Below are 26,954 nucleotides of genomic sequence, written 5' to 3' on the forward strand. Positions count from 1 at the left end.
ACAACCTCCATCTTACTTAGCTTGCTTTTTCCCTTCTGTCTTACGGGGTTTTTCGGTTTTTTTCTTTTTCTGTCGAGGAACTGCGGCCGCATTAGCATAATAAGCATGATAATCATCTTTAAGCGCATCCATTCTGGCGCAGTTTAAAGCCACACCCAGAATACTTGCTTTAGCGTTGGTTAAGAGTTCCCTGGTGTTTGTCACCGAATTTTGCGATGCAACCCTGGATCTTACCACTATAAGAACACCGTCCACGGATTTGGACAAAACTGCTGCGTCGGCAAACACCGTTAACGGGGAACCGTCCAGCAAGATCACATCAGCCTTTTCTTTCAGGGCTGCCACAAGCCGGCTCATTTCCTGGCTGCCCAATAATTCCGCGGGGTTGGTAGGCAGCAAACCAGCCGTTAGTATCCTGACCCCGGCTATAGGAACATCCTTTATGACCTGATCAAGATCTTTAAATCCAGATAAAACACTGGTTAAACCTAACTGGTTATCCAGGTTGAATATCAAATGCTGCCGCGGTTTGCGCAGGTCACAGTCTACGATAATCACCCGCTGACCCGCTTGCGCCAAAACAATTCCAAGGTTTGCAGTTATAAAAGACGCTCCTTCACCAAATCCGCTGCCGGCTATAAGGATGGTCTTTAACGTATCACCAACCCCTAAAAACTGCAGGTTCGTCCGCAAAGTTCGAAAAGATTCCGTTATAAAAGATTGGGGCCGGCTGTAAGCAACCAGTTCGTAGCTATTCAATCTTTGCTCTCCCTTCTCCACCGGTTTCATAAACAGCCACAGGTATTAAGCCAATTACTGGGAGCTTTATATTGTTCTCAATTTCGTCGGCGTCCCTGATGGTGTCATCCAGGTATTCCCTGGCAAATACAATTGCCACTGTTAGAACCAGACCAAAAATACCGGCTAGTATAATATTTAGAATCACGTTGGGGCTAACCGGCGAAACAGGCGGTAAGGCCGGGTCAAGTACTTGAATATTTTTCACGTTCAGGACTTTGTAAACCTTGCTGGTAAGCGTCTGGGCCACTCCGTTAGCCATTAAAGCGGCAACCGTCGGACTGGAGTCGCTTGCCGTAATTTTCAACACCTCGGTATCACCGGCCAGTTCCACCTGAATTCTTTTGCTGAATTCCTCCGGGGTAATATCTAAATTGTTGTTCTTAATAACTTCTTCTGCGACTGTCCGGCTTTTGGCCAACTCACTGTAGGTTTTAACAAGCCTTTGATTTAATGACAGGGTATTAATATTTATTTCAGAAGCAGGGTTCATTTCGTCTCTTAACACAATAAGATTTGTAGTTGATTTATAGACTGGCATCAATACGAATAAGTTAACTATCGCACTTGTAAACATAGCTATAACCGGTATTAAAACCAGCACCAGTTTAAGTTCGCCCAGAATTCTTCCGAACTCCTTAAGTCTCATTGCCTATCCTCCCTGGTTTACTGTAAAGGCAGCAAATATTTTTTCATAACCCATCCTGTCTGCCCGGAATCAAATTTTATATTAAGCCATTCACTTGTCTCGGATTGACCAATAATTTCTACGATATCACCGGAATTGAGAGTACCTATAATCGGACCCTCCAGGCTCTCTTTAGCTCTGACGTTAAGGCTCGACGCCTGAACCCTGGCTTTCACCGCCTGCAGGTTTTCTGTTTGATTGCTCTCTCCGGGCTGTTGACCGGTCTGCCCATCCTGATCGGGATTTTCTTTTTGCTGTTCTTCCTCAATTTCTGATTCTTCCGATTTTAGTTCTTCCGCAGCCACCCCCGCGTTTATCAATTTCTGTTTTTCTTCGGCCTGACGCTTTGCGGCCATAATCTCTTCAAGCACAGGATCCACGCCTTCAACTACAACTTTATCCTGTGCGCCCTGTTCCTGAACCGGCTGGGTCTCTATAATTTTTTCCTGCGGTTGCTCAGCGCCAAGAGGGCTTTCCACAGAGCTTGCAGAATTGGTAACGGTTTCTTTTTTCAGCGTATCCTCCGGTTTACTTGTGTTTTCCTGGACAGGTTGAATATTAGGTATATAATCAACTTGTTTAATATCCGTCTTGGGTTTTATTATGATTAAACCCGCCAGTATGGCCAGAACACAACAGGACAACGCCAGCGATTTCTTAAACTTTACCCTTGCCCCCGCTTCTAATTGAGCCAATGTTATGACAATAAAAATAGCAGTCAAAACGGCGCTTGCAACGAGCATCCATGACCACATCAAATTTGCCTCTCCCCCTAAAACACGCCTTAGCATCTTCTCTACCCATTCCTTGTTATTTTATGTCTGTTAAATCGGGCATGTGACACCTAAATATTGCTACTTTTTTTGCTTTCCCGGAATGTAACTTTCCCTTCAGGAACTTCATATGATATTCGGAGATTCCGGGCAATTGGCTGATGGATGGAGAAAGATGGGGAACTCTTTCTAAAATAGTTTGGCAAGTCAATAACATTGAATTTACTAAAAATGGAGTGATGTAACTGTAAAAAGATTTACTTTTGCGTTGGGTTTAATAATTTCATTAACAACTGTATTCTTGGGAATTGGGTTGGTTGGCGGCTGCAGTCAAAAGCAAACAACAATTATCCAGCCTGAAGCGATTGAGGAAGTAAAGAAAAATTTGGAACGCCAGGACATTGCAGAAAAAATAGCAGGCTATGCGCACCCGGAAGCTCTCATCAGCGCTTATGCATTAAACGAAATAATTTCCGCTCCCGATACACTTATTATTGATACACGCGGCAGTACATATAGAATTTATCAAAATACCTACCCCAAAGGGCACATACCTGGGGCGACAGCAATTTTACACAGCCTATACTGCCATCCCAACTACCCTGGCCGTATTGCGCCGCCGCTTCAGCTCCAAAACACACTTGGGGAAAGCGGGGCCGGCAGCAACACCAAAATCATTCTTTACGGTGACCAGGGTCTGCAAACCCGGTTGTACTGGGCAATCAAAATGTATGGTTATGACAATGTAAGAATTTTAGACGGCGGTCTGGATAACTGGCAGGGGTCCGGCTACGAAATATCCACCACTGTTTCCAGGCCTAAACGCGCCGTATTCGAGTTTGACTTAACAAAATTAAAGGCTGATCTGATGTATGCAACCATGCGTGACGTAGCGGCTGCGGCCGGCAACAACAATTGCGTCGTTATAGACGCCCGGACCAGCGACGAGTACGCCAAAGGGCACATACCCGGCAGCGTGAATATTCCCTGGTCTTCGGTTTTCAATAAAGACATGACCTTTAAGCCTGCTCCCAGTCTAACAAGTCTGTTTGCAAGCAAAAATGTTACGCAGGATAAGAAAATTATTGTTTACTGCAACAACGGTGTGCAATGCACCATGATTTGGTTTACCCTTTCAGAACTTTTGGGGTATCCGGATGTAAAAAGTTATGACGGTTCTTTTAATGAGTGGCAACAAAACGGCAAGCCCGTGGCGCAACAGTCCGCAAGTTCGCCCCAAATATAATGAAGAAAGTATATAAGCTTTGAAAGAAAGGGCAGGGTGAGAACATGAACAGAAAAAAAAAGATATTCCTATTCAGCCTGTTAATATTTATGATGGCCGGCTTCCTTTGTATACTGGCAGGTTGCAAACGCTCCTCAACCGGTATCAAAACAGTACAGTTAAGTCCGGCTGAACAGGCCGCCCAAAAGATATCGGGCTACAGCAACCCGGACGCTGTGATCAGCGTTTATGAACTCAACGACATGATCAATGATCCCAACCTGGTAATCCTGGACGCGCGCGGCGGTACTTCCAGGACACTGAAAGCAATCCTGGCGGAGGGGTACTTGCCGGGAGCGATTCAAATCATAGCTTCTCATTATCAGGATCCGGCTCGCTGGAACAGCATCGCCCCCGCGAAATATATTGAAAGGTACCTGCGAGAACTAGGCCTTGACAATTACAGTAAAATTGTCATCTATGGAAACGACAACTGCCTGCAGGGCCGGGTTTACTGGATGCTGAAAATGTACGGCTGTGATAACGAAGTCAAGATTTTAGATGGTGGTTTTGAAAAGTGGCAAGAGGCCGGTCTTCAGGAAAACATAGCAAAGCCGACAAAACTCCCCCGCAGCAACTTTGGGTTCAATCCGGTTAAAGAAGACTTGAGCTTTAAAACAGATTTAAAAGAAATGGGGGCTGTTGTAGGCAGCAACGACCCAAACAACATTATTGTTGACGCCCGTCCAAACAATGACTACTTAAGCGGACATATCCCCTCCAGCGTTAATATCAGTATCAACGATATCTTAAACGATGACAAAACCTTTAAAACAGCGCAGGAACTAGCCGACATCTTCACCAGCCGTGGCGTTACCCAGAACAAAAACGTATACGTTTATTCAACTCAGGGCGAAGAATCTTCCCTGGTCTGGTATGTGCTTCATGAATTGATGGGTTATCCCAGCGTGAAGAATTACTACGGCGGATTTAGAGAATGGAATTACAGGGAACGTCCCCTTGAAAAAGGCGGAGCAAGCGCTTAAAACCAACCGGCTCCAAAATAGTTTGAAGCAAGGAGCAATGGCTCCGCTACTTTCTTATAGATTAGTTGATGAGAAGTGATATTAATTAGTGACATGGAAAAAAGGTTTTAAAATAAAGTTGCTCCACCTCATCACGGACCTGCACGTCGGGGGCGCCGAGATGATGCTTTACAAGCTCCTCTCAAATATTGACCGGGAAGTGTTTGAGGTTGAGGTGGTTTCTTTGACGGATACCGGGCCAGTCGGTATAAAAATCAGGGAACTGGGGGTGCCGGTGCGAGCTTTGGAAATCCGCAAAAAAGCGCCGAATCCTTTAAAGTTGCTGCAATTTGCCCGTCAGATCCGTCAATCTCCCCCTCACTGCATCCAAACCTGGATGTACCACGCAGATCTCGCAGGCGGTCTGGCCTCCGTACTAGCCGGCCGTATCCCTGTGATCTGGGGGATACGGCACAGCAGACTTGATCCGCAAAGCACCAAACGAACAACCCTTTGGATTGCCGGGATCTGTGCCCGGCTATCCCGAAAGCTGCCGGCAAAAATTGTTTGTTGTTCAGAAGCCTCCCGCCAGGTACACGCTGAATTAGGCTACGAAACGGGGAAAATGGTGGTCATCCCCAACGGCTTTGACCTTTCGGCTTACAAACCGGATCCTTCTTCACGCATATACGTTCGCAGGGAACTGGGCATCCCCGAAGAGGCGTTGTTAATAGGAATGGTGGCACGCTACGCTCCCGACAAGGATCACCGCAACTTTATTTATGCCGCGGCCCGGCTGAACACCTGCCGGCCGGATGTTCACTTCCTGCTTTGTGGGGATGGGGTAACCTGGGAAAACCCTGAGTTGGTTGCGTGGACCAAAGCGGCAGGAATCCTTGACAGGTGCCATCTTTTGGGCCGGCGGGACGATATCGCCCGTCTCACCGCGTCCCTGGACATCGCCACTTCTTCTTCATATAGTGAGGGATTTTCCAACGTTATCGGTGAAGCTATGGCCTGCGGCGTACCCTGCGTTGCAACGGACGTGGGGGATTCCGCACTGGTTGTGGGCCAAACGGGCAAAGCTGTTCCTCCTAAAGACCACCGGACATTGGCGCAGGCATGGAGCGAACTTATCGAGCTTGGTCCGGTGGGCAGAAGCCGGTTGGGTCAAGCGGCCAGGCTCCGGATCAAGGAGCATTTTAGCCTGCCGCTAATCGTCAACCGGTATGAAGAATTATATAAAGAAGTCATATGTAATGACGTGAGTGAATATGCAGCCGATCAGTGACAGGAAAAGCTCAACGGCGCAAATACTGAAGGCCTCCGCCATCATTGGCGGAAGTTCAACATTCACCATCGTTTCCGGTATTGTCAAGAGCAAAGTAATGGCGGTACTGCTGGGGCCGGAAGGCATCGGACTCCTGGGGCTGTTGCAGTCTGTTCTGAATACTGCAGGCACAGTGTCCGGGATGGGCCTGGCTGCAAGCGGCGTGCGTCAGATTGCTGAGGCGAAGGCCTCCGGCGATACGGATTATCTTGCCCATACCCATATAGCATTATGGTGGTCCGCAGTAATAACAGGATTATTGGGCGCCCTGCTGTTAATAATCCTTCGCCAACCGGTTACCCGTCTGGTCATAGGCGCCGACGGATATGCCGGGGCGATAACCTGGCTGGCCGCCGGTGTCTGGGCGACTACCGTCTCCGGCGCTCAAACCGCTATACTAAACGGCTTACGCTATCTGGGCGATCTTGCCAGGGTATATATTCTCAGCGCACTGGGTGGCATGCTCATAGCTGTGCTGGCGGTATGGCAATGGAGAGAAGCAGGTATAGCCGTCGCAGTAGTAAGCACGCCCCTAGTCCTTCTGGTAGTTTCCTGGCATTATACGCGCAGGATCGTCAAGATTCGCATTCACGCAACCTGGCAAGCCGTCTCAAAACCTTTACGCGGGCTATTCAGCCTGGGTTTTACTTTTATGATCACAAACCTGATCAGGACAGCCAGTCAATTTGCTGTAAGGGTTCTTATTACAGGAACATTAGGTGTGACTGCCACCGGTCATTTCCAGGCGGCATGGAGTATTTCCGCACTTTACCTGGGTTTTATCCTGGAATCCATGGGTAAGGACTTTTATCCCCGGCTGACTGCAGTTGCCGATGACCGTAAAACCGCCAACACCCTGGTTAACGATCAGGCCGAATTGGCTTTGCTCCTGGGCGCCCCGGTTATCCTGGGCATGCTTACCCTGACCTCACAAGTGGTTAGTATCCTATACTCTGGAGTATTTGGAGAAACAGTTGGTATTCTGCGCTGGCAGTTCCTCGGAGACCTGTTTAAGGTCGCCAGCTGGACTATGGGTTTCCTTCTGCTGGCCCAGGGACGCAGCCGTTTATTTTTTACCACCGAACTTTCCTGGAATCTCATGTATTTGGGATTGGTTTGGGGAGGTTTACCAATCTGGAATCTCAAGGCGACAGGAATCGCTTACTTCTTGACCCATACATTTTACTTTTTTCTGCTGTGGATAATCATTTTTCGAGTGAACCGTTTTTACTGGAGAAAAACAAATCTTATCCTACTGATTGTCTTAATGAGTTGTGCAGCGATCATTTCATGGGCCAGACTTTTCCCGGGTATTGTTCCCTTGGTATTGGGTTTAACACTAACCCTGGCAATGGGTAGTTATTCGTGCTTAAGGATATATCGATTATTGGGGGGCTGGCCATGGATATATTTCAAAAAACGTTCGTAAATACTATTATTCCTCTTCAATCATGAACGCTTCATAGTTTAGTAAATGAAAGCTTTCAAAAAGGCTTAGCCCCCAAAAGATCCTTTGCCGCGCTTTTCCATCCATAGGAAAAACGGTGATAGCGAAAAGTGCATAATTCTTTTATCACTGTTTGCAATCGCCGCAGTTTTTGCCCGGGCATATTGCCGCGTACTTTTAAATGCTCTATCTTCGCTTCAAGTAATGAAATTGCCTCTTTGCTGTAATAGCCAGTATTGCCGGACATTAGTCGTTCGTGAGCAGCTGTATAATTATTTAGCTGGTGAACATAACTGCTTGAGTCCGTCCCGCGTGACACAGACAGCTGCTCCACAAAGCTGTTTTTTCTTGCGCCTAATTGTTGACGATCATGTTGGCGGTATTTTATCAGTGACTGAGAGATAAACGCTAAATCCGCATTGGCGGCTACAATCAAAGCAATCCACGCGTCATGCACCCAGCCTTCCGGAATAGGCAGGATGAGCCCCCTGAACTTTTCTCTGAAAGCCATAGTCGCGCCTGTTACCACATTACGTTTAAGCAGTACTTCAACAGCTTTTCCATGGGTGACTTTTTTTTGCGCAGAAGAGCTGAAGTCCTTGGACTGCCAGAGCCGGTAACCCAACGGACGCAAGCGTTCATCGACGACTTCAGCGTCCGTAAAAACAGCGCCTGTATTGGGTGAATTTAACAATACAGCCTCAATAAGCCTTAACTTTTCTGGCTGCCAAACATCATCCTGATCAGATAAGGCTATCATGCCACCTGTACACAAACTGATAGCTTTTTCAAAATTTTTTGTCGACCCCAGGTTTTTTTCATTAATACTTAAACGCACAGGAAAACCTGCCCTGGCAGCAAAATCTTTTACTATCTCCACCGTGTAATCCGTAGAGCAGTCATCACAAACAATCAGTTCATCCGGCAGGCGTGTCTGTGAAGCAATACTGTCAAGTTGTTCACTTATATATTGAGAGCCGTTGAATGTACACATTGCAACACTTAGTCCTGCCACTATTTCTCCACCACCATGGCAATTTCTTCACCGCAGCCCGGTTTCATTTTTAATAACGCCCATTCCACAAATTGCATGCCGCGTGACCAAAGACGAAGGGTGAATGGTATGCGGCTGCCCCAGAAGTATTTACCGGTACGCTGAATTATTTTACTGGCTGCGAAAAGTCCGTTCGCCTCTCTGATTGTAGTTGATATTTTATATTTTTCAAAACCCGATTTTCTCGCGAGCAGTTGCAGCGACGCGAGAGAAAAAATATGCAAATGCCTTGGAGGGTCCAGAGCAAGCCAACTGTTTTTAAACAGCTTATGCCCCCAACTTTCACTATTCGGTGTAATCATCACCAGGCGCCCGCCAGGTTTAAGAATACGGCGGCATTCACATAAAAGTCCGAGGGGATCATAAACGTGCTCAATAAGGTGGCTCATGGTTATGACATCAAAACAATTGTCCGGATAATCCTGAGACTGAAGGTCACCAAGGCGCACTTTCAGTCCTTTAGCTCTTGCGTTATCAACTGCCACGGGATCCAAATCCAGACCTTCTGTATCCCAGCCCAGGTCTTGCAAAAACTTTAGCTTATGTCCACTGCCGCATCCAATGTCAAGCAATAGCCCATTTGGCTGTGACTGCTGATACATAACACTGAAATCCATGTTTTCCCGCCGGCCCGGATGAAAGTAAAGCAACAGCCCCAGCGACTTCTTATAAATATTGACCGACTCTTTGTAATAACCGTATCTCCGAGCCAAGTAACCTTCTTTTGCCGATTTATATAAGCGCCGTGGCAAAGTATCAGAATTACAACTGTTGTCCTGGTGGGTATAGTAGTTTTTATAAGCCTTACCCACTTCTTCCATCAGTGGCTCCGGATCCAGCCACACCAGGCCGCATTCAGGGTTTGAACACTTTTTGAGATTCCATTCTCCTGGCGCGCAAAAGAGACGGTCTATTAACCCATGGTACAAGTTATGGCCTTGATGGCCACAAATGTAACAACATGGACAATTTTTAGTGTGGATTTTATTATCACTTTGCGGAGATAACACAGGATTTTCTTCATATTCGGTGAATGGCACTTCCATCCTCCTATCTTTCTAACCTCTTAGAACCTCTAAAAAATCAGGTAAAACAGCCTGTATTGAATACTTACGTTCAACCGTTTCCCTACCCCGCCTGCCCAGTTCCATCCGGAGTTGGGTTGATTGGAGCAGACTGCTGATTTTTACTACCCATTCCTCAATAGAACAGGCCAGACAACCGTTTAACCAGTCTTTAATAATATCCTTATTTACTCCGACAGGTGAGGCCACGGCGGGAATTGCCGCGGCCATGTATTGAAGCAGCTTTAACCCGCATTTTCCCTGATCATATTCATCTCCGGGCAGCGGCATTACCCCGATGTCAAAGGTTAGAATATGGCTTACTTCATCCTGTAACGACCAGGGCAGTTGTTCTACATTAACACCTGGGCATTGATAACTTAGCCCTCCGATAATACGGATTAAGATAGCATGCTTTTTGGCAAGTTCTTGAAAAACGGGTTTCAAAATATTCAAGTACGGCAGGGAACTGGGTGTGCCTATCCAGCCGATAATATATGGTTCACCCGCATTTTTGCCTTCATATTTCTTAGCCGGATACCTGTTTATATCAATTGTAGTTGGGATTATCACTACATTAGCGTTATAAGCCCTAGCGTAAGACGCCAGATATGCATTGCCGGCAATCACAGTATCACACCGCGCCAGTACCCTGGCGACCCTGTTGGTGTCATGAAACCGTTCTGCCGTCGTTTTGGAACGGTGGGCATAAGTTGTAAAAATAGCGTCGTCAAAATCAAATATAATCCGTTTGCCAATCATATTCCCAACCACACAGATCAGCATTTCAGGAAACGGGTACACGTGCGGTAAGACCAGGCGCTGGATAATGATCACATCATAACGCCATATAATAAAGACAGCCAAAATGCGGTTTAATGCTCTTAGTCCAAAAAAAATGGCCTTATGAAATAAACCTTTATAGGGAGCGAACATGGTATACATAAAATCAGATATACCCGCCCTGTAATCGGCAGCCATCCCGGTGCGGCGCAAATAATCCAGGTACTGGTAAACCCTGTACCGGCTGGCCGGGTCATTCATTGACGCTGTCGGCAAAAAAAGCGCTTTCAATTTTAACCCCTCTGATTCACAAATAACCTGGTTTTCCATACTATGGACTCTCGCTGGTCAGACTTTTTTGAGACGCTGCTTTGCAACTCTCGAACCAACTACTGTGGCTGACATACCACTCTATGGTATCATGAAGCGCCGCGGTGAAATCATATGCCGGCCTCCAGCCAAGCTCGCGGCAAATTTTACCGTTGTCTATCGCGTATCGCCGGTCATGCCCCGGGCGGTCTTTTACAAATTGAATGAGACTATGCGGTTTTTCTAAATACGTCAATATCTCCTTGGCCAGTTCAAGATTGCTGAGTTCCCTGCCGCTGCCGATGTTATACACTTCTCCAACCCTGCCAGCCAAAATTACTTCCCTCAGGGCACGGCAATAGTCCATTACATAAATCCATTCGCGGACGTTCAGTCCATCGCCGTAAATTGGAACCGGCTTATCATTCATAGCGCTATTGATAATTACCGGAATGAGTTTTTCGGGGTACTGGGCCGGTCCATAGTTGTTTACGCAACGGGTCACAATTACCGGCAGTTGGTATGTTCTGAAATAGGCCCGGCAGAGAAGATCGGCTGCCGCCTTGCTGGCCGAGTAGGGGCTGTTAGGGGCAAGGGGCGATTTTTCGTCAAAACTACCGGAAAAACCAAGTGAACCGTATACTTCATCTGTAGAAACCTGAATAAACTTTTTAACCCCGTGAAGCCGCACAGCTTCCAGGAGAACCTGAACTCCTTTAATATTACTTTCGATAAAAGGATCTGCGTTATCAATACTGCGGTCTACATGTGATTCGGCAGCGAAATTTACAATTATATCCACATCTTGGCTGACAAGCCTTTTCACCAACCCGGCGTCGGCAATGTCACCCCTGACAAAATGGCAGCGTTTTTGATCCAGTCCTTCCAAGTTCCTCAGGTTGCCTGCGTAGGTTAGCTTATCTAGGATTATGATCTGCCAATCATGGTGTTCACCGAAAATATAGTGAATAAAATTTGAGCCAATAAAGCCTGCTCCACCGGTTACGAGAAGCTTCACGGACAATTACCCCCAATTATATTAATACTCCCTGTTTCTTGATCATCTCTAGATATTTTGCAAGGGCTTTTTCCCAGGAGGGGAGCAGGTAGCCAATGGTTTCCTCCAAAGGGAAAGGATCCAATATAGAGTAAGCAGGACGCCTGGCCGGGCGAACCAGCGCTGCGCTATCACATGAAGATAAGTCTACTGCCAGGCCGCACATGTCATATATTTCCTTCGCAAAATCATACCAGGTGGTACTCCCCTGATTCGTAATATGGTAAGTACCGTAGCAACCGCTGCCGCTTAAATCAGCTATAGCCCGGGCCAGGTCAACAGTAAAAGTAGGGCTTCCCGACTGGTCGTTAACAACACTTGCTTTTCCCTTCGCCTTACCCAGCTTGATCATGTTTGCAACAAAATTATTGCCGCCAGGTCCAAAAAGCCAGCTGGTACGGACAATATAACAGGGACATGCAATCTCCTTTAGCGCCCTTTCGCCCCAAAGTTTGCTGCTTCCATATATATTCAAGGGGTGTGGAACATCATAAATACCGTAAGGTTCCTTCTTGCTCCCGTCAAAAATATAATCAGTGCTGATATGAACGAGTACTGCTCCCAGCTCCCTGCACGAAGCCGACAGATTGCGCGGTCCCAGGCCGTTCGTGAGGAAAGCCCGGCGCCGCTCACCTTCCGCGCCGTCCACATTTGTATAGGCGGCACAGTTAACAACAATATCAGGCTCCCGGGCTCTGATAGCATCCCTGACCCTGTCAAATTCAGTAATATCCAGTTCATTCCGTTGCAAAGCAATTACTTCCATACCACGGCTGATATATTCAGCCGTAACGGCCTTTCCCAGCATCCCCGCAGCGCCTGTAACCATGACTCTCACCTGTTGATATCCTCCCACAAATACGGAATTGAAGGATCATTATACGGCAGGCGATACTCGTCGGGTTGGCTGTAATTATACAATTCTGTTGGGAAATTCACGATAAGCGAGGTTTCGTTCCCCTCCGCCGCGAAACCATGGTAAACCATGGGGGGGATCTTCAATAATACCGGATTGAGAGAACCTAAATGGAACACGTTAACCAACCCATTGGTTGGGCTTCCGTCACGCAGGTCACAGAGGACCGTTCTTGCCATGCCGGATATGCAGACAAAGTGGTCCCACTGCAATTTATGATAATGCCAGGCCTTAACTACCCCCGGATAGCAGGCGGTTATATAAGCCTGGGAGAATTTCATAAATTCAGGCCAATCACAGCGCAGCATCTCCATCAGAAAGCCTCTTTCGTCGGGTACTGCCTTTAGGCTCCTTACCTCTACGCCTTCAATAAATTTGATGGTGTACACCTCCAGTCTCAAATCAATACTTCCGAATCATCACCAAGGAATATACGGACGGCCTTGCGCTGGCCCATAACCCGGCTAACCCTGGTGTTGTTGCCGATAAGGCTATCCTCAATTCTCTCTACATCCTTCAGGCAGCAGTTGCTAAGGACAACGGAATGCTCAATGCTTACATTTTCAAGCACGCTCTCATTGCCTAATGCAGTATATGGTCCAATAAAGGAATTTTCTATCATCACATTTTCACCGATCACTGCCGGCCCGCGAATGACGCTATTTACAACCTTGCTCCCGCTGCCGATCGCAACCCTTCCCACAACCCTGCTGTTCTGGTCCACCTGCCCGTTGCTTACGGGTCGGGTATATTCGTCCAGAACCACACGGTTTGCTTCCAGGATGTCGTCCTTTTTACCCGTATCCAGCCACCATCCTTCCAAAATTTTGGCCTCAACAGGATTACCTGATTCAAGCATCGCCTGTATGGCGTCCGTTATTTCCAGCTCCCCGCGCCAGGATGGTTGAATCCTGTCTATAGCGCTGTGGATAGCCGGTCGAAAAAGATATATGCCCACCATGGCCAGATTGCTGGGCGGTTCTGCCGGCTTTTCTATAAGCCTTACAACCTGCTTATTGTCGCCAAGTACGGCAACTCCGAACTGACACGGGTTGGCGACCTCCTTTAAGTGGATCATGGCTTCATTTGACGAGTTATTAAAATCCTTTACTGATTGACTGACTCCACCCTGAATCAAATTGTCACCTAAGAACATAAGAAACGGGTAGTCCTCCAGGAAAAGCCTTGCCGATTTTACCGCATGGGCGAGTCCCCCAGGCTCGTTTTGTAGAATATAATTAATGGTGGCATCCCAGCGCGCGCCGTTTCCTATAGCCTTTCGCACCTGCTCCCCGGTTTCGGGGGAGATAACAATCCCTATATCACTAATACCCGCGTCGCGGACCTGTTCAATCACAATTTGTATGATGGGTTTATTCGCTACCGGAATAAGCTGTTTTGCCATGGTATGGGTCAGCGGCCGCAGACGTGTTCCCTTTCCACCGCATAAAATAAGAGCCTTCAAACGAAACACTCCCGATTATTTACGTGATAGCTATAAACATGTTAGCTCATAAGATAATTTTTCTTGGTAAACCGGCCAAATATCTTATTTAAGGCCCAACTTTTTTGCATACCTTCACTGATAAAAAGTAAAGCTACCATTATTACCTGCAGCCGAACACGGTAAATACCGCCTATATTGGCGGAGCCCAGGCTGTAAATCAAACCAAAAGTTAAAATAAAAAGCAATAGAAACAAACATGCCCCTCGTTGCGTCCTCCAAAGTTGTTTAAACCCTGCTATAAAATAACTGTATAAAAAGTACAAAAAGATCATTTCAGGTACTGCCAGGATACGTATGGCACCAATTGATTGCCAGGGAAAAGGGGCAAACAAAAAATAGAATACGCCAATGGGTAAATATTTTAATGCGTCAAAAAACGAATCAAACTGAACGTCTTCGGCAAAAGCCCCTTCTCCATAAGCGGCATTTTGATGCTGTTCACCTATGGTTTCAAAGTTCTGGCTTAAAATATAATCTGTGCCCATAAAACCGTATCCCATTTGCTGCAAAACAAATCCGGCTATGATCACGATGGCAAACGAATACGCTATTCTTTGCAGCCAGGGAAATTTCGAAGCTGCAAAAATATAAGAAAGGGCGATACAGACTGCAATTAAAATACCTGCGTAAAATCTCATTGTAACCAGCGCCATTAATAACAACGATATCAATAGTAGCCTTCCCAGTTTATACTCCTCAATCAATTCAAGGGTATGCCTTACAATTAACGTAATCAAAAATATGACCAGGCTATCCTTCAAGTTTAAAGAGGACCAAAGGATGGCGGACGGATAATAAATAGCCAGCGCATAGCTGATTTTTGCCGCTTTAGAGCCGCTGAGCTTCAAGGCAATAAAATATAGATTCAATCCGATGCACACAGAGGCGATACTGTTAATAATAATTACCAAGTCAGGCTTAAACCCGGCAAAGTAGTAAATAATGCCATTCCAGTATTGATAGCCAAAATTATTTTTATTGATGTCCAGATGCGTGCCGTTATGCCAGGCTTCGGCGATTAACCTGCCTATTTGCTCGTAATAAATCGCATCCGAGGTTTTAACATATTGAATAAAGGAAGTTTCAAAGCAATGGGTTGATACAATAAAGATTAACCTGAACAATAAGGCGCCAAGCGCCAGAAGAAACAAAAATTTTCTGTCTGATACGGGTACATGGTGGATTCCGGCAAGCAATAAAATTGCCGCGCTAATTACCAACAATAATGGTATCATAAGCAAATTTTCGTTTGTTAAAGCGCCTGCTATGATGCCGGCCGGGACTAAAATATACAGCAATAATTTAATATAACCACCCCCTTATTGATTTAGATTTTTGTGATTTTTTCTTTGCCTCTTTGTACTAATTTTGTTGCATTTCGCGCGTCCAGAATAATCCTGGCGTTGTCGACAACCCATTGATAATCGAGACAGGTGTGGTCGGTTAAAATCAGAACACAATCCGCTCTGTTTATTTCTTCCACCGACAGATCCATATTCTCAAGGTATATCCCATTCTTGCCAGGCATTTTGAATTTCGGTACATATGGGTCGTGATAAACCACATCAGCATGATTTTTCTGGAGCGAACTTATAATTTTGATAGCAGGCGATTCCCTGATATCATCAATGTCCTTTTTATAAGCTACACCCAGAACCAGAATTCTTGAATCATTCAGGCACTTTTTGTGCTGATTGAGTAATCTGACCAATTTGTTAATTACATAATCCGTGGCTTGATTATTTACTTCCTCGGCGAGGTCGATAAAACGAAGCCTAAAATCATAATCCAGGGCCTTCCAGGCAAGATACAACGGATCAACTGGAATACAATGCCCTCCCACACCGGGTCCGGGATAAAATGATTGGATACCAAAAGGCTTGGTGGCGGCAGCATCTACAACCTCCCACATATCAAGCCCCATCCTGTCGCATAAGAGCATAAACTCGTTAACCAGAGCAATATTAACCGCTCTATATGTGTTTTCAAATATTTTTGTCATTTCAGCAACGTCAGTTGACGTAACCGGAACAACATGTTTAATTATTTGGTTGTAAAAAACACACGCCACCTCATGACATAGAGCAGTGACTCCACCAACGACTTTTGATATATCCTCCGGTTTGAAACTTTTATTGCCGGGATCCACTCTTTCGGGGGAAAACGCCAAAAAGAAATCTATTCCTGCTTTTAGGCCGGTAGACTCCAGGATCGGCAGGACCACCTCCTGGGTTGTTCCTGGAAAAGTGGTGCTTTCCAGAGATATCAATTGCCCTGGTTTTAAATGGCCGGCTATTTCTCTGGTAACAGTAAGGACATAAGACAGGTCCGGTTGTTTCATCATTTTTAGGGGAGTTGGAACACAAATAATGATAATATCAACTGTATTAAGCAGATTGTATAAATGGCTCGCCCTTAGGCGTCCATTTTCCACAAGGTTTTTAAGCACATCATCTGGAATATCGGGGATATAACTTTTTCCATTGTTGATCTGTTCGACTTTACTGATATCTTTATCAATTCCTGTTACCAAAAAGCCTGCTTTCGCCTGTTCCACAGCCATCGGCAAACCAACATAACCCAGGCCGACTACAGCGACACTAGTCTCACGCTTTATAATTTTTTCTATTATTATTCTTGCTAAGCTCTCTCCACGGTCTTCTAAAACTTTCATCAGCAGACACCATCCCCAAGACAACTTGCTTTTCTAAAACCAGGTAATACATCTTGCAATAAACCAATTACTTTTTCTTCTTGAAATGAAAACTCCGGGTTTGTAATGGTATTCATAAAAGCATTCACTTTGGCAGAATCCAGCTTGCAACCACTAACAGCAAAAATACGTTGATGACTGGTGGGTACGGGCTTTTCATTTTCTGCAAGCAGCTGTTCCTCCAACTTTTCTCCCGGGGATATTCCAGTAAAAAGCAACTTTATATCTTTTTCAGGCTCGTAACCCGATAACCTAATAAGTTTTTTAGCTAAATCGAGAATCTTAACAGGCTGACCCATATCTAATACAAAGATTTCTCCCCCTTTTGCCATTACACCGGCCTGGATAACTAGTTGCGTTGCTTCCAGCGTAGTCATAAAATAACGGACCATATCCGGATGTGTTATTGTTAATGGGCCACCCCTTGCAATTTGTCTTTTAAACAAAGGGATAACACTCCCCCTGCTTCCCAAAACATTGCCAAAACGGACAGCGACATAACGAGTTCCACCCCTGACATTCATCCCCTGAATAACCATTTCCGCCACACGCTTTGTTGCGCCCATGATACTGGTAGGATTTACTGCTTTGTCTGTGGAAAGCATGACAAATATATCAGTTCCAGCCAGATAAGCTGCTTCAGCTACAATTTGCGTTCCAATAATATTATTCTTTACCGCTTCGCCGGGAAATTTCTCCATAAAACGGACATGTTTGTGAGCAGCAGCGTGATATGCTACTTTTGGGCGGTATTTATCAAATATTTTTTTCATGCGAACACTGTCTTTAATATCAGCAATTTCTGTTTTAAAACATAAACTTGGAAACTTTTCTTTTAATTTTGACTCGATTTCATATATGCTGTTTTCTCCACGCCCCAGTAAAATAAGCTCTCCAGGTGAAAATTTAGCGACTTGAAGGCACAATTCAGAACCTATGGAACCACCCGCTCCAGTAATCAGCACATTCTGACCTGTTAAATACTGTGCAATTTTTCCTATATCCAGGGACACCGGCTCCCGCAAAAGAAGATCATTCATCTCGATGTCCCGAATATGACCTATTCCTATCCTTCCCGTTATGAAGTCATAAAAACCAGGTAATATCTTTAGCCGCGCTTTGCTCGTCTGACTGATTTCAACAATCTGGCTGATTACTCGCCCCGCTGCGGAGGGTATAGCAATAATAATCTCGCTGATGTTATATCGGTTAACAAGGGTGGGGATGTCTTTGCGGCATCCTAAGACAGGTAAACCATGTATGCTTTGCCTTTGCTTACTTATGTCGTCGTCCACGAAGCCAACAGGCTTATAATCGCTGTTTTGTCTTTTGGTCAAGATTTCTGCCACTACTCCACCCGCCACACCAGCCCCAACGATTAAAACCGGCTTATTTACCCTAGCCGCTTCTGCCCTCTCTTCAACCATTATTAAACTCCTTCTATTCCTTCTGCATACATTTATTTCATGATATGGGGGATCAAGATATATGGTTACAGCCAAAAACGGGGTATTAACATCAAACACCAACTCCCGTCGTTCCGTTAGTCTTCTTTGCAATGGAAGTATCGGCCCTGAAGATCTGAAACAGGTGGTATATCCTGGAACAGTGTATACTTCTTTGACCATTGCTAATACTAAAAAAAAACAACTGGAGGATAACAATGGAAAATAATGTTACTGTTTATACCACTCCTACCTGACCTCATTGCAGCCACGTGAAAGAGTTTCTTTCACAAAGAGGAGTAAAATACACGGAATTAAATGTTGCCGCGGACGAAAAGGCCAGGGATGAAATGATTAAAAAAACTGGCCGTATGGCCGTTCCTACTGTCTTAGTGGGAAGCCAGGCTGTGGTAGGATTTGATAAGAACAAATTAGATAAGCTCATCACATAAAAAAAGCCCTATGAGGGCTTTTTCGAGTTAGAGTATTAGATAACTCATGACAAGGTCAACGTATTTTACAATTAAAAAGTATCAGGCAGCGCCAATATTTGCTCCATGATCTCCTTGAATACGGGAGCCGCCGATTTACTGCCGCTCTCGCCATCCTCAACGAGAACAGTTATGATATAGCGGGCTTGTGTAAGCGGAGCGTAACCTGTAAACCAGGCGTTTACCAGCCCTTCATTGTTCGCAATCTGAGCCGAACCCGTCTTGCCGGCGCTGCCGTTTACAGGAACCATAGCTTCCTGGCCGGAACCCTTGGCGGTAACTTCCTCCAGAAGCGAGCGCATTACCCCGGCTGTCGACGGGGACATTGCTCTAACTTCCTCCGGCGGGGCCACCTGTTCACCTTTTCCTGTGCCGTTACGAATCTCCTTTACCAGGCGAGGCTCCTGGTACATTCCATCCGTAAGAATAGCATTGGTCATGGCAGCTATCTGGATCGGGGTGACCAGGACAGGACCCTGGCCCACACTGCAACCCGCCAGGTTATAGGGAGCCGCTATAAGGTTTAAATCCTGGCGGGGGTCGGCTGGCGCCGGGTAACCACCTATGGACTGGTTATCTAATCCCAGGCGCCTGGCATACTCAATTACTTTGCCTGCCCCTAATTCCAAGCCAACCCTGGCAAAAACCGGGTTGCAGGACTCGGCAAAAGCCTGCCTGAAATCAAGTTCTCCATGACCTTCCTTCTTCCAGCAGGGCACCAACTGGTCCTTTTCCCCTGTACACTCAAAACGGCTGGCGGGGGTAAAAATTCCTTCCTCAAGGGCGGCGGTGGCAACCACAATCTTAAATATGGAACCGGGTTGATATAGAGCAGTACAGTGGTCAAAATAATTGCCGCCGGCTAAAGCGCCATTGTCCTCAAGATGCTCCGGATTAAATCCGGGGCGGCTGGCCAAAGCCAGGATATCACCTGAACCGGCTTCCATCACCACTACCGCGCCTTTACCAACCTTCCTGTCCATAACGTCCTCTACAATCTCTTGGATTCGGGCATCCAAAGTAAGCACCAGATCCTGCCGGCCGCTGTCCCCAGCCCTTTCATCAACTAAAAAACCCGGCCCGCCCAAAAGGTTGCCCCGGGCGTCTGCAAATACCCGGACAGCTTTCTGCGGCCAGGAGCCTTTTAAGGCTCCTTCATAATATTTTTCCAGGCCGGCTTTCCCGACCAGGTCACCGAAATGGTACAACTTTCTGCTCTGTTTCGAAAGGTCCACAAATTCCTGCCAGGAAGAAATCTTCCCCACATGGCCGATGACTTGTGCGGCCAGCTGGCGGTCCCCATAACGAAACTTCACCGGAAAGACCATCACGCCTGTCCAGCCCCTGTTTTGAATGGAAGAGGCCTGCACAGGCGTAGGAAGAAAGGGTAGAGTACAGGGCTCTCCCTGCAGATAACCCGAGACAAGAGCAGTGTCAATCCCCAGGATTTCGGCCAGACCGCGGGAGACCTCTGCTTTGTCACCCACAGCGTCGGGGAAAATAATAATTCTGTTTTCTTCTTTTGTTCCGGTTAAGGGTATTAAATTCCGGTCCAAAATTTCGCCCCTGGCTGTTTCCTCCAAGGGGACCCAGCGACTCACCTGTTCCAGGGCCAGACCGGAATACAGGGCGCCCTGCCTGACCTGGACATACCATAGCCGCCCCGCTAACGCTAAAAAACAAACTATTAACAGGATAAAAAGATTTACCAGCCTCTTCTGCCTTAAAAGATCCACAATCTGCAGTCCCTTCTCACTTCAGGGCATTTGGCATTAGCATGGCCGGTTATGGCTAATTTTATACAATTCTTCTGATTATGGCATAGGGCGGCACAGGCCGGTCAAAAGGAATCCGCACCAGCTGCCTGGGATGAGGGGCAGCCTCAACCAGCCTGCCTTCATCGTCTATTATCTCTGCTGCTTTTTGAACAAAGTCATTACCCCTTGGAACCATTACCTCCAACAGGTCCCCCACGGCAAACCGGTTCCGCTGTTCCACCAGAGCCAAACCCGTGCGAGGTTCGTATTCCCTGACCAGTCCCGCGAATATATGGCTCCTCCGGTAGACGCCTGCCCCGTAATGCTGACCGGAAGCGCCGGGGTTCCCAAACATAAAGCCGGTAGTGTAATTGCGGTGGCTGACCTTGCTGATATCCTCCAGCCAGGCTGGATCAAAACGGTAGCTGTGCGGGTCCTTTTGGTAGGCGTCCAGCGCCGCACGGTAGGCCTTCACGACACCTGCCACGTAGTTGGCGCTTTTCATCCGGCCTTCTATTTTAAAACTCTTGACTCCAGCCTCGATGAGTTCTGGAATATGCTCAATCAGGCAGAGGTCTCGTGAGCTTAAGATGTAGGTACCCCTGGTGTCTTCCTCAACAGGGATAAATTCGCCAGGCCTTTTTTCCTCCAGCAGCGCGTACTGCCAGCGGCAGGATTGGGCACAATCACCACGGTTGGCGTCCCTGCCGGTAAGATAATTACTGAGCAGGCAACGGCCGGAATAAGCCATGCACATGGCGCCATGGACAAATACCTCCAGGTCGACCGGCACTCGTTCAATGATTTCTTTAATTTCATCCAGGGACAGCTCACGGGCCAGAACAATGCGGGATACTCCCATCCTCTGCCAAAACCTGGCGGCAGCCCAGTTGGTAGTGTTGGCCTGGGTGCTGAGGTGGACCGGCAGGTCCGGATACAAAGTCCTGGACAGATCCACCAGACCCGGGTCGGACATAATTACCCCGTCCACCCCTGCTTCCACGATTGACCCCAGGTAACCGGGAATAAGCTCCAGGTCCTGGTTATGGGCAAATATGTTTACGGTCACGTAAACTTTTGCGCCATGCGCATGCGCAAAGCGTACTCCTTCGACCAGATCATCGTGCTCAAAATTGCCTGCGCCAGCCCTCAAGCCAAAATGCCGCCCACCGAGGTAGACGGCATCGGCGCCATAGAGAATGGCAATTTTCAACTTTTCCAAATCACCCGCCGGGGCTAAAAGTTCAATCACCGCTGGTACATCTCCTTATTGACATTATGCTGCGCCAGTGTGGTGGCAAAAGCGTGATAGCCATCGGGTTTGGCGACATAATAAAGATAATCCGTGTCTGCCGGGTTAACGGCGGCCAGGAGCGAGGGCCTGCCGGGCATGGCGATGGGGCCCGGTGGGAGCCCATAATTTTTGTAGGTGTTGTACGGTGAATCAACTTCCAGATCCTTATAATATATTTCAGGCTTGTTCTCACCCAGCGCATACTGGATGGTGGCGTCTATCTGAAGAGGCATCGAAATTTTAAGCCGGTTATAAATAACCCCGGCGATTAATGGCCTTTCTTCATCAGCCTTGGCTTCCCTTTCCACCAGGGAAGCAATGGTGACAGCCTGATGCAGGGTCATCCCGTTTCTTTCAGCTAAAGCCGCGAATCCTAGTTCATCTATCTCCCGTTGAAAGCGCTTTAACATGGTTTCAACTATTGCGCTTTCACTGTCGCCGATGTTGAAGTTATAAGTATCGGGGAAAAGATAGCCTTCCAGACGCTTATCTCCTTCAGGCGCCCTGCTAAGAAAACTATAAGGAAATTCCTGGTTGGCCACTACGGAAATAAACTTCTCCCGGTTGACCAGCCCTTTCGCAGCAAGCAAATCTGCCACCTGAGCAGTGTTAAGCCCTTCAGGTATGGTAATGGACTGGACGGCTAAACGTCCATCCACCAGTTCCATAATTATTTGAGGCGTGGATAGTGCACTGCTCAACCGGTATTGACCTGCCTTAATGCCGCTGTCCATACTCTTCCACCGGGTATATAGCCTGAACGCTAAAGAACTGCGCACCAGTCCCTCTTTTTTCAATATTTCTCCGACCATTCCGGCGGTTGCCTGTTGGGGTATGGCCACCACTATTTCTTTTGACTCATCCTTGGATGAAACCGGGGACAGCATGACCAGAACAAAAAAAAAGGCAAGACAAAATGTACCTGCCAGGCTTAGGACCGCATAACGGTAAAGGACTACCACTTTATTTGCTTTTGATTTATTTTTAGGCTTGCTGCCAGAAAATCTCATGATCGCTCCGGTTTAACATGCCTGCATGGCCAATTATAATATAATAAACAGCTCATTGTGCTTAGTTAATTCGCATCCCAAATTTTAAGGCCAGTCAGCAAGTTTATTCTCAGTGTAGTTGCCCAAGCCGCCAGCGGCACCACGTATGATGATCAGGATAATTCCCCATACTGCCATGGCGACGACGCCTATATATGAAAATGAATTCGCACCTGCATTTAAGCAACATTAGCGGCCGAAATGCTCTCAGGTTAGTTTTTATATTCCTGTTGTTCCCGGAGTGTTAACGGTACTAGTGGAAGCCGGCCCGCCGGCCGTGATGCCGCGCCCGGTAGCGGACGTGGGAATGGCCGGATTCGCAGTACTGTTTATGTTGCTCCCGCCATTATTGTTGATTGGAACAGCGTCTTGTCCTCCCTTTGGAGGGCCGGACGGTGACGGAGTAGAAGGAGCTATCTGAGGTACAGACTGCACTGCCGTCCCAACAGCAATAATCTTGTTAACCGGGTTGTAGTCACTGGACGGAAGTCTTTCTCTTTTTTCCACCACGCCCTTCAGCCTTACAACTCGTTCAGCAGCAGCTATGAACCCCTTGGAACCTTCCTGCTTGACGACTTCTTCGCCTTTCGGCAGGCTGGCGTCAGTTTCATAAATTACCTGGGGTTCAATCTCCCGGATAATCCATGAGTTAACTGTGACATCTCTTTTAAACTTGGTATTGCCATAAATTTTAATGGTAAGCTGCCCACCTGACACATAGGACTTTATATACAGGTAGCTGTCTGTATTGTTCCTGAATTTCATGTCAATGGCATCATAAACCACCGTGGCGTCACGCCCGATAGGTACATATGAAACAGGCAGAGAGTGACTGGATCGTTCTATGATGTCCAGGTTGGCCAGGAGGATGCAGTTATAAAGCGTTGTAGAAACCTGGCACACACCACCGCCGGGCCCGTCGACAAATTCATTGTTGACGATCACCGGAGCATTCTTATAGCCCGCCTCCGTACTGCGCGGCCCGACCACTTTATTAAAGGATACCTCATGCCCCGGCATAATCAACAGCTCGTCAAAGGCCTGGGCTGCAACGCTGACATTATAACTCCGACTTGTTTTAGAGGGGTCAAATGCTGTGGTATACCTGGACAGAAGCCCGTCAACCTTCATAGACTCGACAAAATCGGTCGAACGGGAGGGGGCTACCGGAATCAGCGTGAGGTTAACCTCTTGCTTCAAGCCTGCCCCCAGAAAATTATTAATATCTTTTTCCAGGCGGTCCAGATCCACCCCAATACCGTCTTTGGCGGGCACTATAGAAACCGTATCATTGCTGTTTACCCTAAAAGTGGCGTCAACCGGTTCGACAATGATCTCATCGGCCAGTTCCCCGACTTGGGAGGACAGCTTTTCCCGGTCATATTCAAAAACAGGCGAAAGCGCCAGACCCGTTTTTTGAAACTGCTTCTTTTCCTGCCAGCGCTTATATAGCGACCCGCTTCTGCCGGCCTGCAGCGCGGCATCCATCACCGCTTCTTCGTTGAGATTGAAACCAACCTCATTCAGCAATAAGTTCCATGTCCGGTCCTGATAGCGCAGGACCACCCTGGAAGCCCGCAGAGTTTTCTCTACTTCACCCAGCCTGGTTACTCCTTCAGCCTTCGTCAGTCCTCCCAGTTGAACACCCAATACTTCAACCCCCGGTAGAACCCTTTCCGTGGCAGAGCGAAAAAAGCCCGAGCCAAATAAAACCAGGGGCAGTATAAACACAGCAGCTATGATGAGGCCATATAGTATCCGGTCACTTTTAGCGGACACAACGAATCACCCTTCATCCATAAAAAAAGCCGGACTGTGGGTTAACCCGCAACCAGCACATTGTATTTGAGAATTACTCCACTTCTTCCTCAGTCAGCATCTCTTCCCAGGCGTCTGCTACTTTTTCCCATTCCTCGTCATCCTCAATATCTACCAGGAGTTCATTACCTTCATCATCATGGGTAAACTTGAGAATGATTGCTTCGTCATTTTCTTCCTCAACCGGCAGCAGGATAGCATATTCAGATCCGTCAACATTTATGATATCAACGACTGTAAAGTCATGTTCCGCCCCTTCTTCATCGACCAGGGTGATAACTTCTTCTTGTTCGGTCACTATATCCACCTCTTCTAAAGTTTATAGCTCATTTTATATTAAATCAGTCTACCTGTCAAGAATTCCCGTTTTAGCTCAGTTCGGTATTTATTTTGTTTTATTTGGCCGCTTTTAAGTCAAGATAGCTTTGTAAAATTAACACCGCGGCCATCTTGTCAATTACCTGCCTGCGCCTGGTCCTGCTCAAGTCGGCCTCTATCAAAAGCTTCTCGGCAGCTACCGTGGTCAAACGCTCATCGGTCATTTCAACTGCTACCTTCAATTTCTTGCCCATCCGGGCTGCAAAAGACCTTGCTTTCTCGGCGCGCGGGCCGGAGCTGCCGTCCATGTTCAAGGGCAGACCAACAATTACCTTTTCGACCTCATAGCGCTCCACGTATTCCTTGATTTTAGCGATGTCGGCCTCAATAGATCCTTTGCTGTTTATAACCTCAAGCCCCTGGGCAGTCCACCCCATAGGGTCGCTCAAAGCCAGTCCAATCTTCTTATCACCCAAATCAATCCCTAAAATACGCATTATATCACCTTTATACAGAAATCTGGACACAACGGGCTGCAATAACCACAGCGAGTGCAAAGCTGGTGGTCCACAACCGCCTTACCCTCGTTTAACCGCAAAGCCCCGGAGGAGCATTTGGCCAAACACTCTCCACACCCGCAGCAATACTCCTCAATGTGCAGCCGCCTGGGTTGGCGTCTGACTAAAGATTTAATTTTTTCCGGCACCGCCTTCCCGCTGAAAAGACAAGTGTTATAGGCCACTTCCTCCTCAGTGCTCATTCCTACCGCGACCGAAGCAAATTCCGGGATGGATAGGATAAAAGCAAAGGCTTCCTCAGGCCTTTCCAATAGGTTTCCACCGCCCAGCGCTTTCATCCCATACAACCCTTTACCTGCTTCTGCCGCATTGTGTATGGCCGCCAGCATGTCCTGGATGTTTCCTCCCTTGATACCGATACCTGATAAGTTAACGAGGGGTTGGATTATTTCTATCTCGGGAACCGAGGCCGCTCCCAATACCCCCTCCACATGATGGGTGGAGATACCGATGGCCCGGACCAAACCCTTTTTTTTGGCCTGCGAAAGGTACTCAATAGCCTCCCAATGCCCCCGGATGGTCAAAATTGACTCCTGCTCATGGAGCATGAAAATATCGATGTAGTCCCTTTTAAGCTCCCTTAGCGCAAGTTCCAGGCTGTCTTGCATCCCCTGCGAGGTGTAGGCGTAACATTTCGACGCAATGATGACTTCTCCCTGGTAACCCCGGATTGCTTCACGAATATAACTATAAGTGCGGTAAAGTTCAGCCGTATCAATAAAATTCACCCCTGCTTCCAGAGCCGTACGGATAATGCGGGCTCCTTCAACCAGGGGTAGGTTGGCCTGGAGCGGACCGATAGTCAGCGCCCCAAAACAAAGCCGGGATACTCGCATACCGGTCCTTGCCAGATATCTATATTGCAACTCCCGACATCTCCCCTAAACGCCTTACTTTTTTTCCAGGTAGCTTTTGACAAGTTCCTCAAGGATTTCATCGCGCTCAAGCCGCCGGATCAAGCTGCGGGCGTTGCCATGGCTGGTTATATACGCCGGATCCCCTGATAAAAGATACCCCACAAGCTGGTTGATCGGATTATATCCCTTCTCTTTTAACGCTTCATGGACCTGATGAAGGATATCCCTGGCCTGGTTAACTTCTTCGGCCTGGACCTTAAACATCATGGTTTCTTCTGATACATCCCAGGACATAGGTAGACCACCTTCCAAAACTTTATTAATACTAAAACAAAACGACCGGATAGTAGCATTTATTTACTTTTACAACAGCAGTGACTTCACTGGTTGATAACTAGTTTTATCATAGACCAAAATTACCGTTTTGGCAAAAGTAATCAATTATTATTAATATTCTCCAGCATTATTTCTTTTCCTTCATTCTTAAAATCTACTTTAAAAGATGATTGTACGTCCTGTTTAAAGTAATATCTCATCTTTGACAGTTAAAAAATATAAAAAGCTTGAAAGCCCTGTGTTTGCAAGGTGTTCAAGCTTTTTTGTATTTTAAAAAAGTGAGTAATTTTTTTATTTCTTAGTAGTGGTCAAAATTTTTTTC

Annotated in this window: 26 protein-coding genes and 1 pseudogene; 6 read left to right on the plus strand and 21 right to left on the minus strand. The window is 47.0% G+C overall.

Going from position 1 to position 26,954, the window contains the following annotated elements; genetic code table 11:
- Window positions 1–12: 12 nt before the first annotated feature.
- From Psfp_RS02380 to Psfp_RS02390, 3 genes are read right to left on the minus strand one after another with little or no spacing between them, the layout of a single operon-like run.
- Entirely contained in the window at window positions 13–759 is a 747-nt protein-coding gene (locus Psfp_RS02380) for a CpsD/CapB family tyrosine-protein kinase (RefSeq protein ID WP_190238824.1), read from the minus strand.
- The gene (locus Psfp_RS02385) at window positions 752–1,447 is read right to left on the minus strand and encodes a Wzz/FepE/Etk N-terminal domain-containing protein (RefSeq protein ID WP_134216949.1); all 696 of its coding nucleotides are present in this window, start codon (window positions 1,445–1,447) and stop codon (window positions 752–754) included. The genes Psfp_RS02380 and Psfp_RS02385 overlap by 8 nt, the downstream gene beginning before the upstream one ends.
- A 17-nt stretch (window positions 1,448–1,464) precedes the next feature.
- Complete coding sequence (locus tag Psfp_RS02390) at window positions 1,465–2,241, minus strand: SH3 domain-containing protein (RefSeq protein WP_243120437.1); 777 nt, start codon at window positions 2,239–2,241, stop codon at window positions 1,465–1,467.
- Between the two features lie 286 nt (window positions 2,242–2,527).
- On the opposite strand from Psfp_RS02390, the gene Psfp_RS02395 reads away from it, so the two are divergent.
- The 4 genes from Psfp_RS02395 to Psfp_RS02410 all read left to right on the plus strand — a co-directional run bounded on the left by Psfp_RS02395 (window position 2,528) and on the right by Psfp_RS02410 (window position 7,268).
- Window positions 2,528–3,505: a sulfurtransferase gene (locus Psfp_RS02395; RefSeq protein WP_134216951.1), complete on the plus strand. Its 978-nt coding sequence runs from the start codon at window positions 2,528–2,530 to the stop codon at window positions 3,503–3,505.
- A gap of 44 nt (window positions 3,506–3,549) precedes the next feature.
- Window positions 3,550–4,530, plus strand: coding sequence for a rhodanese-like domain-containing protein (locus tag Psfp_RS02400; protein WP_134216952.1), 981 nt, complete (start codon window positions 3,550–3,552; stop codon window positions 4,528–4,530).
- 88 nt (window positions 4,531–4,618) lie between these two features.
- Complete coding sequence (locus Psfp_RS02405; RefSeq protein WP_282432409.1) at window positions 4,619–5,800, plus strand: glycosyltransferase; 1,182 nt, start codon at window positions 4,619–4,621, stop codon at window positions 5,798–5,800.
- Window positions 5,784–7,268, plus strand: coding sequence for an O-antigen translocase (locus Psfp_RS02410; RefSeq protein ID WP_134216953.1), 1,485 nt, complete (start codon window positions 5,784–5,786; stop codon window positions 7,266–7,268). Before Psfp_RS02405 ends, Psfp_RS02410 begins: the two co-directional genes overlap by 17 nt.
- A 55-nt stretch (window positions 7,269–7,323) precedes the next feature.
- Here Psfp_RS02410 and Psfp_RS02415 read toward each other — a convergent pair whose 3' ends face one another.
- The 10 genes from Psfp_RS02415 to Psfp_RS02460 all read right to left on the minus strand — a co-directional run bounded on the left by Psfp_RS02415 (window position 7,324) and on the right by Psfp_RS02460 (window position 18,116).
- Window positions 7,324–8,301: a glycosyltransferase family 2 protein gene (locus Psfp_RS02415; RefSeq protein WP_134216954.1), complete on the minus strand. Its 978-nt coding sequence runs from the start codon at window positions 8,299–8,301 to the stop codon at window positions 7,324–7,326.
- Window positions 8,301–9,152, minus strand: a complete 852-nt coding sequence (locus Psfp_RS02420; RefSeq protein WP_192895235.1) for an SAM-dependent methyltransferase — start codon at window positions 9,150–9,152, stop codon at window positions 8,301–8,303. Before Psfp_RS02420 ends, Psfp_RS02415 begins: the two co-directional genes overlap by 1 nt.
- A gap of 246 nt (window positions 9,153–9,398) precedes the next feature.
- Window positions 9,399–10,478 (minus strand): glycosyltransferase family 4 protein, encoded by a 1,080-nt coding sequence (locus Psfp_RS02425; RefSeq protein WP_134216956.1) that lies wholly within the window; start codon window positions 10,476–10,478, stop codon window positions 9,399–9,401.
- Between the two features lie 40 nt (window positions 10,479–10,518).
- On the minus strand, window positions 10,519–11,514 hold the full coding sequence (gene rfbB, locus Psfp_RS02430) for a dTDP-glucose 4,6-dehydratase (RefSeq protein WP_134216957.1): 996 nt from the start codon (window positions 11,512–11,514) through the stop codon (window positions 10,519–10,521).
- A gap of 16 nt (window positions 11,515–11,530) precedes the next feature.
- The gene (gene rfbD / locus Psfp_RS02435; RefSeq protein WP_243120438.1) at window positions 11,531–12,382 is read right to left on the minus strand and encodes a dTDP-4-dehydrorhamnose reductase; all 852 of its coding nucleotides are present in this window, start codon (window positions 12,380–12,382) and stop codon (window positions 11,531–11,533) included.
- Between the two features lie 5 nt (window positions 12,383–12,387).
- Window positions 12,388–12,870 (minus strand): dTDP-4-dehydrorhamnose 3,5-epimerase family protein, encoded by a 483-nt coding sequence (locus tag Psfp_RS02440; protein WP_243120433.1) that lies wholly within the window; start codon window positions 12,868–12,870, stop codon window positions 12,388–12,390.
- Window positions 12,867–13,943: a glucose-1-phosphate thymidylyltransferase gene (locus Psfp_RS02445; RefSeq protein WP_243120434.1), complete on the minus strand. Its 1,077-nt coding sequence runs from the start codon at window positions 13,941–13,943 to the stop codon at window positions 12,867–12,869. The genes Psfp_RS02440 and Psfp_RS02445 overlap by 4 nt, the downstream gene beginning before the upstream one ends.
- Window positions 13,944–13,975: 32 nt before the next feature.
- Window positions 13,976–14,629 (minus strand): hypothetical protein, encoded by a 654-nt coding sequence (locus Psfp_RS02450; RefSeq protein ID WP_192895236.1) that lies wholly within the window; start codon window positions 14,627–14,629, stop codon window positions 13,976–13,978.
- Window positions 14,630–15,303: 674 nt separating this feature from the next.
- Entirely contained in the window at window positions 15,304–16,650 is a 1,347-nt protein-coding gene (locus tag Psfp_RS02455; RefSeq protein WP_134216961.1) for a nucleotide sugar dehydrogenase, read from the minus strand.
- Window positions 16,650–18,116 carry a nucleoside-diphosphate sugar epimerase/dehydratase gene (locus Psfp_RS02460; RefSeq protein ID WP_134216962.1) on the minus strand — a complete coding sequence of 489 codons (1,467 nt, stop codon included), beginning with the start codon at window positions 18,114–18,116 and terminating at the stop codon, window positions 16,650–16,652. Before Psfp_RS02460 ends, Psfp_RS02455 begins: the two co-directional genes overlap by 1 nt.
- A 61-nt stretch (window positions 18,117–18,177) precedes the next feature.
- Here Psfp_RS02460 and Psfp_RS02465 point away from each other — a divergent pair, with 61 nt between their 5' ends.
- Window positions 18,178–18,363 carry a hypothetical protein gene (locus Psfp_RS02465; protein ID WP_134216963.1) on the plus strand — a complete coding sequence of 62 codons (186 nt, stop codon included), beginning with the start codon at window positions 18,178–18,180 and terminating at the stop codon, window positions 18,361–18,363.
- A gap of 40 nt (window positions 18,364–18,403) precedes the next feature.
- Window positions 18,404–18,586 (plus strand): annotated as a pseudogene (locus Psfp_RS02470) (glutaredoxin domain-containing protein); the annotation flags it as partial.
- Window positions 18,587–18,657: 71 nt separating this feature from the next.
- Here the strand turns inward: Psfp_RS02470 and Psfp_RS02475 are convergent.
- The 8 genes from Psfp_RS02475 to Psfp_RS02510 all read right to left on the minus strand — a co-directional run bounded on the left by Psfp_RS02475 (window position 18,658) and on the right by Psfp_RS02510 (window position 26,590).
- The gene (locus Psfp_RS02475; RefSeq protein ID WP_134216965.1) at window positions 18,658–20,361 is read right to left on the minus strand and encodes a penicillin-binding transpeptidase domain-containing protein; all 1,704 of its coding nucleotides are present in this window, start codon (window positions 20,359–20,361) and stop codon (window positions 18,658–18,660) included.
- Window positions 20,362–20,422: 61 nt separating this feature from the next.
- On the minus strand, window positions 20,423–21,634 hold the full coding sequence (locus Psfp_RS02480; protein WP_134216966.1) for a U32 family peptidase: 1,212 nt from the start codon (window positions 21,632–21,634) through the stop codon (window positions 20,423–20,425).
- Window positions 21,631–22,686, minus strand: coding sequence for an endolytic transglycosylase MltG (gene mltG, locus Psfp_RS02485; protein WP_134216967.1), 1,056 nt, complete (start codon window positions 22,684–22,686; stop codon window positions 21,631–21,633). Before mltG ends, Psfp_RS02480 begins: the two co-directional genes overlap by 4 nt.
- A gap of 258 nt (window positions 22,687–22,944) precedes the next feature.
- Entirely contained in the window at window positions 22,945–24,504 is a 1,560-nt protein-coding gene (locus Psfp_RS02490; protein WP_134216968.1) for a VanW family protein, read from the minus strand.
- A gap of 73 nt (window positions 24,505–24,577) precedes the next feature.
- Window positions 24,578–24,841, minus strand: a complete 264-nt coding sequence (locus tag Psfp_RS02495; protein ID WP_134216969.1) for a DUF1292 domain-containing protein — start codon at window positions 24,839–24,841, stop codon at window positions 24,578–24,580.
- A gap of 97 nt (window positions 24,842–24,938) precedes the next feature.
- Window positions 24,939–25,358 (minus strand): Holliday junction resolvase RuvX, encoded by a 420-nt coding sequence (gene ruvX / locus Psfp_RS02500; RefSeq protein ID WP_134216970.1) that lies wholly within the window; start codon window positions 25,356–25,358, stop codon window positions 24,939–24,941.
- Entirely contained in the window at window positions 25,358–26,305 is a 948-nt protein-coding gene (locus Psfp_RS02505) for an aldo/keto reductase (RefSeq protein WP_134216971.1), read from the minus strand. Before Psfp_RS02505 ends, ruvX begins: the two co-directional genes overlap by 1 nt.
- A 24-nt stretch (window positions 26,306–26,329) precedes the next feature.
- Window positions 26,330–26,590 (minus strand): IreB family regulatory phosphoprotein, encoded by a 261-nt coding sequence (locus Psfp_RS02510; protein ID WP_134216972.1) that lies wholly within the window; start codon window positions 26,588–26,590, stop codon window positions 26,330–26,332.
- Between the last annotated feature and the right edge of the window lie 364 nt (window positions 26,591–26,954).

The organism is Pelotomaculum sp. FP, from assembly GCF_004369245.1.
In the GTDB taxonomy this organism is placed as follows: Bacteria; Bacillota; Desulfotomaculia; order Desulfotomaculales; family Pelotomaculaceae; genus Pelotomaculum_C; species Pelotomaculum_C schinkii.

What these genes read in the sequence shown, in the direction of transcription:
- Psfp_RS02385 (WP_134216949.1), bottom strand. Translation starts at nt 1,447, where the DNA reads ATGAGACTTAAGGAGTTCGGAAGAATTCTGGGCGAACTTAAACTGGTG.
- Psfp_RS02390 (WP_243120437.1), bottom strand. Translation starts at nt 2,241, where the DNA reads ATGTGGTCATGGATGCTCGTTGCAAGCGCCGTTTTGACTGCTATTTTT.
- Psfp_RS02400 (WP_134216952.1), top strand. Translation starts at nt 3,550, where the DNA reads ATGAACAGAAAAAAAAAGATATTCCTATTCAGCCTGTTAATATTTATG.
- Psfp_RS02410 (WP_134216953.1), top strand. Translation starts at nt 5,784, where the DNA reads ATGCAGCCGATCAGTGACAGGAAAAGCTCAACGGCGCAAATACTGAAG.
- rfbD (WP_243120438.1), bottom strand. Translation starts at nt 12,382, where the DNA reads ATGGTTACAGGCGCTGCGGGGATGCTGGGAAAGGCCGTTACGGCTGAA.
- Psfp_RS02450 (WP_192895236.1), bottom strand. Translation starts at nt 14,629, where the DNA reads ATGGCGCTGGTTACAATGAGATTTTACGCAGGTATTTTAATTGCAGTC.
- Psfp_RS02455 (WP_134216961.1), bottom strand. Translation starts at nt 16,650, where the DNA reads ATGAAAGTTTTAGAAGACCGTGGAGAGAGCTTAGCAAGAATAATAATA.
- Psfp_RS02460 (WP_134216962.1), bottom strand. Translation starts at nt 18,116, where the DNA reads ATGGTTGAAGAGAGGGCAGAAGCGGCTAGGGTAAATAAGCCGGTTTTA.
- Psfp_RS02465 (WP_134216963.1), top strand. Translation starts at nt 18,178, where the DNA reads ATGGTTACAGCCAAAAACGGGGTATTAACATCAAACACCAACTCCCGT.
- mltG (WP_134216967.1), bottom strand. Translation starts at nt 22,686, where the DNA reads ATGAGATTTTCTGGCAGCAAGCCTAAAAATAAATCAAAAGCAAATAAA.
- ruvX (WP_134216970.1), bottom strand. Translation starts at nt 25,358, where the DNA reads ATGCGTATTTTAGGGATTGATTTGGGTGATAAGAAGATTGGACTGGCT.
- Psfp_RS02510 (WP_134216972.1), bottom strand. Translation starts at nt 26,590, where the DNA reads ATGTCCTGGGATGTATCAGAAGAAACCATGATGTTTAAGGTCCAGGCC.